Annotated in this window: 6 protein-coding genes; all 6 read right to left on the minus strand. The window is 35.9% G+C overall.

The window, feature by feature from the left end:
• Positions 1–485: hypothetical protein (locus VFS71_RS16805; RefSeq protein WP_326402738.1), on the minus strand; the 485-nt coding region annotated here is incomplete at its 3' end.
• Between the two features lie 491 nt (positions 486–976).
• Positions 977–3,250: a helix-turn-helix domain-containing protein gene (locus VFS71_RS16810; RefSeq protein WP_326402739.1), complete on the minus strand. Its 2,274-nt coding sequence runs from the start codon at positions 3,248–3,250 to the stop codon at positions 977–979.
• A gap of 102 nt (positions 3,251–3,352) precedes the next feature.
• Complete coding sequence (locus VFS71_RS16815; protein ID WP_326402740.1) at positions 3,353–3,907, minus strand: OmpH family outer membrane protein; 555 nt, start codon at positions 3,905–3,907, stop codon at positions 3,353–3,355.
• 248 nt (positions 3,908–4,155) lie between these two features.
• A complete protein-coding gene (locus tag VFS71_RS16820; RefSeq protein ID WP_326402741.1) occupies positions 4,156–5,004 on the minus strand; it encodes a class I SAM-dependent methyltransferase in 849 nt (282 codons plus the stop codon).
• Positions 5,005–5,091: 87 nt separating this feature from the next.
• Entirely contained in the window at positions 5,092–5,568 is a 477-nt protein-coding gene (locus VFS71_RS16825) for a hypothetical protein (RefSeq protein WP_326402742.1), read from the minus strand.
• A gap of 328 nt (positions 5,569–5,896) precedes the next feature.
• Positions 5,897–6,904, minus strand: a 1,008-nt coding sequence (locus VFS71_RS16830) for an FAD-dependent oxidoreductase (RefSeq protein ID WP_326402743.1), incomplete at its 5' end; no start/stop codon positions are given.

Genomic DNA, 6,904 nt, shown 5'->3' on the forward strand with positions numbered 1-6,904 from the left:
ATTACTGGCGGTACCGTAACGGCATTACCGCCACTAGCTGCAAAACGTTTCTTGAGTTGGTCTACTATGCTATCGGCTCCCTGAACTCCGGCATCTGCAGCAGAGCCAAAGGATTTGTACAGTGCTAATGCCACTCCATAAGCCTCACTTCCTGCAAGCATTTTGGTATCTTCGATGCGCTCACAGAGTTGGTTTGCCAATCCAGAGATTTCATCGAGTTGGGTAAAAAGCGTTAAATCATTTTGCATATTCGCCACCGAAAGATAAGACGGAATAAGCGTAGGATTGTTTACACCCGCATTGATGGCATCCTCGGTAAATGCTTTGTTGTTGACATCGATCGTGTTTAATGATTTTCGTTCGTCGGCGGTTAAACCCACCAGAAAGGGAAGGTTGGTCAAGATGGTTTGAAAAGCGGCTTTGACTGCCGTTACTTGTGCTGCAGTAGCAGTCCCGTTTACGCGGTTGTTGAGCAAATTTGACATAAATAGTTTTTTTAAAGATTTGTGTAATAATAGATTACAAAAACAAAACTAAACTATTCTTGTTTTAATTTATAGCGTTTTTCTTTCAATAAAAAATAATTTTGTTAAATTTATACGTAAAAAACTACGAATATTATATAATATTGATGGTTTTTTATTACGATATTGTCGTGTACGCTGATTGAGAATTTGGATTATGGAGATTGATTGCTACTACTCTTCCGTACTATTAACAAACACTATTGTGATCCCGACAGAGGAGGAATCCCGGCAACTTGAGTAGCAATCTGTTAGGATAACTAATTATCTTGTGTTTCTAGGATGTTGCGTGAAGGATGGGAGCAGGTTACCGAAGTAACGCGGACAGCCTGACCCTGTTGAGGAAAGTGGCCGTATAAGCGGCACTGTATGTTGGCCACTTTTCTCAACAGGGGCACGCCCAAATGAACTTTGCCAACCTGAAGAAGTGGGTGATCTTGAAATTCTTTGCTTTAGTGGAGATTCAAACTAGCCTTGAACATTCGGAGTTCTTCCCAACTGAAAGCATCGCCGTATTTTTCTTTTAGGGGAGAAACCGATTCTTCTTTGTAGCCCGCAAAAGCCTCGGTGAGCGCAGCCAATTTGTCTTCCGAAAATACTTCGCCGACAGTGATCCTCCTGGACTGTATCAGCTTTGTCAGATGTCCTAAAATTGTTTCCTGTGTAAATTTACGGATGGTTCCAATTTCCTGTACCGTTTTCTTTTGTAACCACAGCTCATAGGTTTCCTCTATTGTCGATTTTTTTGGCTCTTTAGTCGCGGTTTTCTTGGATCCGTATCGTTCTGCATCTTTTTCGTCCTCGATCAGAGTAATGTTGGCTTTTTTGAAATCTTCGATGACACGCTCGACCTTAATGGTTTTGTATTGCTTGATTTCTGGAGAAGTTAGCTTTTCCTTCGAAATGGTTTCGCCTTTTACCAACGTGGCAACCATTAATTTGGCTTTCATCAATTGAAGCACCGCCTTAGTTTGTAGATCGTCCAAAATTATTAACTCGTCATAAAAGGCTTTGGCTTTTTTGAGACGCTTTACTTCCTCAAGTTTCCACAGGATTTCATAAACTAACTTGTCCATTGGCTCCATGAAATAATTGAACGCTGCGTTGATACGATCTGATATATGATTGAATTCTAACTGTTCGCTGTGAAACAATTTGTCCAATTGCACCAAAAACTTGGATGATGGGTCAAGCAATTGCCAAATGACACCGGCTTGGTTGTGCGCCCAAGTTTTATGCTTGAATTTAACAGAGTTTTCGGCATCTTCATTGTAACTGAATTGGTGGTTGCGCCATTCTTGCGCCAACTCGTTCCAATCGAAGCTGTTTTTGAGATAGTTAAGGATAAAATTTTTGGTTTCGCGCTTTAAGGCATTCGCCAAAGCTTCTTCCGAGGCTTTGTTCTCTGCGTAATCCATCACGTCCTGATCGTTTGAAATACCATTCATTCGCAACGGAGAAAGCAAAACAAGCCCATTTAAGGACCGTAAACGTGATAATGCTACATATGCCTGTCCAGGCAGAAAAACTTGCGATACATCGAGCGCAGCTTTGTCAAAAGTCAATCCTTGACTTTTATGCACCGTAATCGCCCATGCCAACTTGATTGGGTAATGCACGAACGAGCCCAAAACCTCCTCCTCTATTTCCTTGGTCATTTCGTTTACGGTGTAACGAATGTTTTGCCATTCGTATTTGTCAACTTCAATGGTTTTGTCTTCATCGGGAAAATGCACCCAAATTTCTTTGGAGGTCATTGTTTTTATAACACCCATTTTTCCGTTGAAATAATTCTTTTCCATCGACAAATCGTTTTTGACAAACATAATCTGCGCTCCTACTTTCAATTGCAGATTGGGGTCGACAGGATATATTTTCTCTGGAAAATCACCAGTAATTTCGGGTAGAAAAGTAGTTTGCTTTCCTTCCAAATCTTCAAGCGATTGTGCATTCATCACATCGGCTTTGACATTGTGGGTGGTCAAAGTAATGTAACCTTTATTGGCTTTCAGATCAAAATCAGGTTTTACGAATTCATTCAACGTTTGAATATCACCGGGTGTAATCTCGTTGTTGCGCAGATTGTTCAAAACAGAAATGAATCGGTCATCAGTTTGACGATAAATTTTGGACAATTCTATGTACAAGGGCGGATATTGCTGAATCACATGGGCATGAAAAAAGAATTTTCCTTTGTAATAGTTCCGCAATGTTCTCCACTCTTCATCACGAATGATGGGTGGTAATTGTAATAAATCACCTATAAATAATACTTGAACACCACCAAAGGGAGCTGACTTCTTACGAACTGTTTGCATCATGTAATCCATGGCATCCAGTAAATCAGCGCGTAACATACTGACTTCGTCAATAATAAGCAATTCTATATTGCGGATAACAGCACGTTTTTGTCCACTCATTTTGAAATGCCTACGCAAAGTAGCTTTCGTTTCAAACTTGGTCGTATCCGAAAATTGGGGTGCAGAATTGTCTGGAATAAATCCACCAAAAGGAAGCTGAAACATCGAGTGAATCGTAACCCCGCCAGCATTCAAGGCCGCAATTCCTGTGGGAGCCACTACCACAGTATTCTTATGCGTGGTCGCAATGATTTCCTTTAGGAGTGTGGTTTTTCCGGTTCCCGCCTTTCCGGTAAGAAAAACGGATTGATGGGTTTGGTTGATAAAACGGAGAGCATATACAGCGGCTTCGGATATGGATTGCATTTGGCGTATAATTTATAAAGCGAAAATATAAAATATTGAAAAATAAAAAAACCTCCAATCTTATTCAAGATGAAGGTTTTATGAATTTGTGTAAACTAAAAATTACTTTTTAACTTCTTCTGTTTTAGCAGTAGATTTGTATTTTTCGTTCAAAAGTTTTACTATTTCTTTAGTAATATCGTATTTCTCTTCGGCATACAAAATAGATGCTGCATCACCAGTACCGTAGATATAAGCATATCCTTTCTCTTTACCGTAATCTTTGATGAATTTTTTAACACCTTTTACAAGAGAATCCATTTCTTTTCCACTCTCTTGTTGCAATTGCATTTGCAAAGCTTGTTGAGCTTGACCTAATTGTTGCTCTCTTCTTTGTAGTTCAGCACCATTTTTTTGAGCCCATTCTTGACCGTTTGCTTGAGCATTACGTTGAAAATTAGCTGCATCTTGCTTGAATCTGTTGATTTCAGCTTCTAATTGTCTTCCTTTTTCAGCTGCTTGTCCTTTATATTTTGCTTCTAAGTCTTTAGTTTCGGTATATTCTTTCATCAACTCAGCTGTATCAACATAAGCTGTTTTAAATTCTTTCACTTCTGTTTTTTTATCACAAGAAACAAGTGATATTGAAATTGCGATAAATAATAATGCTTTCTTCATTTTGATGTATTTCAAGTTTTTTTATGTATGGACGACAAAAATATAAAAAAATAGATAGTATTGATAAAAAGTTTCAAAAATGCTACTATTTTATTAATATAAATTAAAATTATTAAAAATTTAAAAATAATAAAAAATAACTATAAAAATTAGGTTTCAGAGAAGCTTTTAGACGAATAAATTAAAATATTCGACCCATTACCTTATTAAAACCATAATAAACGCCTTAAAATCGCTTAAAATAAGTTTTAGTTGTTTTTTAGGATGTAAATGTGCGACGAATATTCCATTTCTTGTTTAGCCTTCCAATTCGATCGCAACCCGATGAAAAAGGCTTTTAAATAATTCATTTTTCCTGTTTTGTATTTTTCAGAAAGCAGACTCACATAAAACGAATCAAATTTCATAGGAAGTACTTTTTCCAGTTTCATATTTTCTTTGGCAAACAATTTTTGAATGGCAGTTTTCGAGAAATGCCAAAAATGGATTGGTACATCATAAGCGGCCCAAAAATTTCCATAATGTTTTGCATCGAAAGATTTGAAGTTAGGAACCGCAACGATCAAAGTACCTGTCGGTTTCAACAATCGTTTTAATTCTTTGATTTGCTCATCTAAATTAGGAACATGTTCCAAAACATGCCACATCGAAATTACGTCAAAAGTATGGCTCTCCAATTCGGAAGTATTCTCCACAAAAGAAACGCCTTTGTTTTTTGCAATTGCCTTGGCCTTGTCACTAGGCTCAACACCTATCGTTTTCCAACCATCATTTTGAGCAACCGTCAAAAAATCACCAGTTCCTGCACCAATATCCACAATCAAACCTTTAGAAGGCTGATATGAATTGATTAAATCCAATTTATTTTTTAATGCAATATTTTTCACAAAATGATAAGCCTTTTCAAATATGGATCTTTTTGAGTCGGTATGCGAAATATAATCAGCACTTTCATAATACTTGCCTAAAACATCCAAACCTGGTTGTGGATGCGTGATTAACATATCTAATGTTTCATCATAAAAAAGTTCGAAAATCTCTTGAGAAACTGAAAAATCCTGTACAGTAAGAAAATGCTTTTTGTTTGTAATGTCCATTTGTGTTTTAAATAAATAATTTCAGCTCTAATTGTAAAAGCTGAAAAGAAATTCTTTTTTTATTAATTCTATTTGGAAAGAAATGCATTAACCTGCAATACCCTTTTCCCATCTAATTTTTACTGCGGAAATTTTATCGTTTTCCATTCGTATATTTTGATCAACCATAAATCCATTCTTGGTATAAAACTCCAATGGTGACAAATAGGGTTCTTTATTTCGCTTAACATCATTTTGATGATCGGTCGCCCACCCATTCAAAGCCGATGTACTTCTTTTTAATTCATCTAGCAAAAGAGTTCCAAATCTTTTCCCCTGAATTTTGGAATTGATTATAATTCCAAACCAATCTTCATCTTCTCGAACAAAAGTAAAAGCCCAACCAAAAATTTGATTAAAATCATCGACAAGCAAATAATGTTTTATCCCTAAAAGTCCATCTAAATAATCTTGAAATTCGGATAAATCTTTATAACCGATTCTTTCAGGATATTCTGCGTTCCAAAGTTCAAACAAAGATTGTTTTTGCTCAAAAGTTAAAAACTTTGTTTGAATAATTTTCATCCTCAAAAACTTTAAAAATCAATTTATTCAACAAATATAAGGTTTACAGCCGTAGTTTCACGTGGAACAAATGATTTTTTAATTTAAATCCTTTTATTTAAAAGTTTGAAAAATGACGAGAAAACTTTAGAAAAAGCCTTTTTAAAACTTAAACAATGAAAAGAAAAAAACGGACTAATTATTAGATTTAAAAAATTACTTAAAGTAAAACTTCAAATACACTGGTAAAATTAATACCGCAAGAAAATTTATTTTTTTTTATCAAAAAAAAGATTTTAGAACTAAAGAATCAAAAATTCCAAGTTCTAAAATCTAAATTTAAAATATTCTATCTCCCCATGTAAATCAAAAGCACCGAAACATCACTTGGAGAAACTCCACTTATTCTTGAAGCTTGTGAAATCGTCACGGGACGAATTTTACTCAATTTTTGCTTTGCTTCAATAGACATCGATTTGATTTTGTTGTAGTCAAAATTTTCTGGAATTTTCACATCTTCCAATCGAGTCAGCTTATCAGCATTATTTCTCTCCTTTTCGATATAACCAGAATATTTAACCTGAATCTCGGCTTGTTCCAAAATTTCTTGATCCAAATTATTTTCAGCAATATATTCCTTAACCTTCTCAAATTTCATAATATCCTCCAAATCGATTTGCGGTCTGGAAAACACTTTAAACATTTTATCCCCTTGAGTAATCAACGCCGTTTCCTTTGCTTCCAAAATCGGATTGGTCTCCGCAACAGAAACACTTGTCTCTTTAAAGAAAGCAACCATTTTTTCAGATTCGTTTAATTTCAATTCCATTCGACGCAAACGAGCTTCGGAAGCCAAACCAATTTCATACGACAAAGGTGTTAATCTAAAATCAGCATTATCCTGACGCAATAAAGTTCTGTACTCCGCACGTGAAGTAAACATACGATATGGTTCTTCAGTTCCTTTCGTAATCAAGTCGTCAATCAAAACACCAATATATGCTTCATCTCTTTTCAAAATTAATGGCGCCTGTTCGTGCACTTTTAAATGCGCATTAATACCAGCCATCAAACCTTGCGAAGCTGCTTCTTCATATCCGGTAGTCCCATTTATTTGTCCAGCAAAATACAATCCTTCAACCAATTTAGTTTCCAACGTATGTTTCAATTGTGTTGGCGGGAAATAATCATACTCTATTGCGTAACCAGGACGAAAGAATTTCACATTCTCAAAACCTACAACAGTACGCAACGCTTTAAACTGAATATCCTCAGGTAAAGAAGTTGAAAATCCATTTACATAAACCTCACACGTATTCCACCCTTCTGGCTCAACAAATAATTGGTGACGCTCTTT

The organism is Flavobacterium sp. (genome assembly GCF_035760125.1).
Lineage (GTDB): Bacteria > Bacteroidota > Bacteroidia > Flavobacteriales > Flavobacteriaceae > Flavobacterium.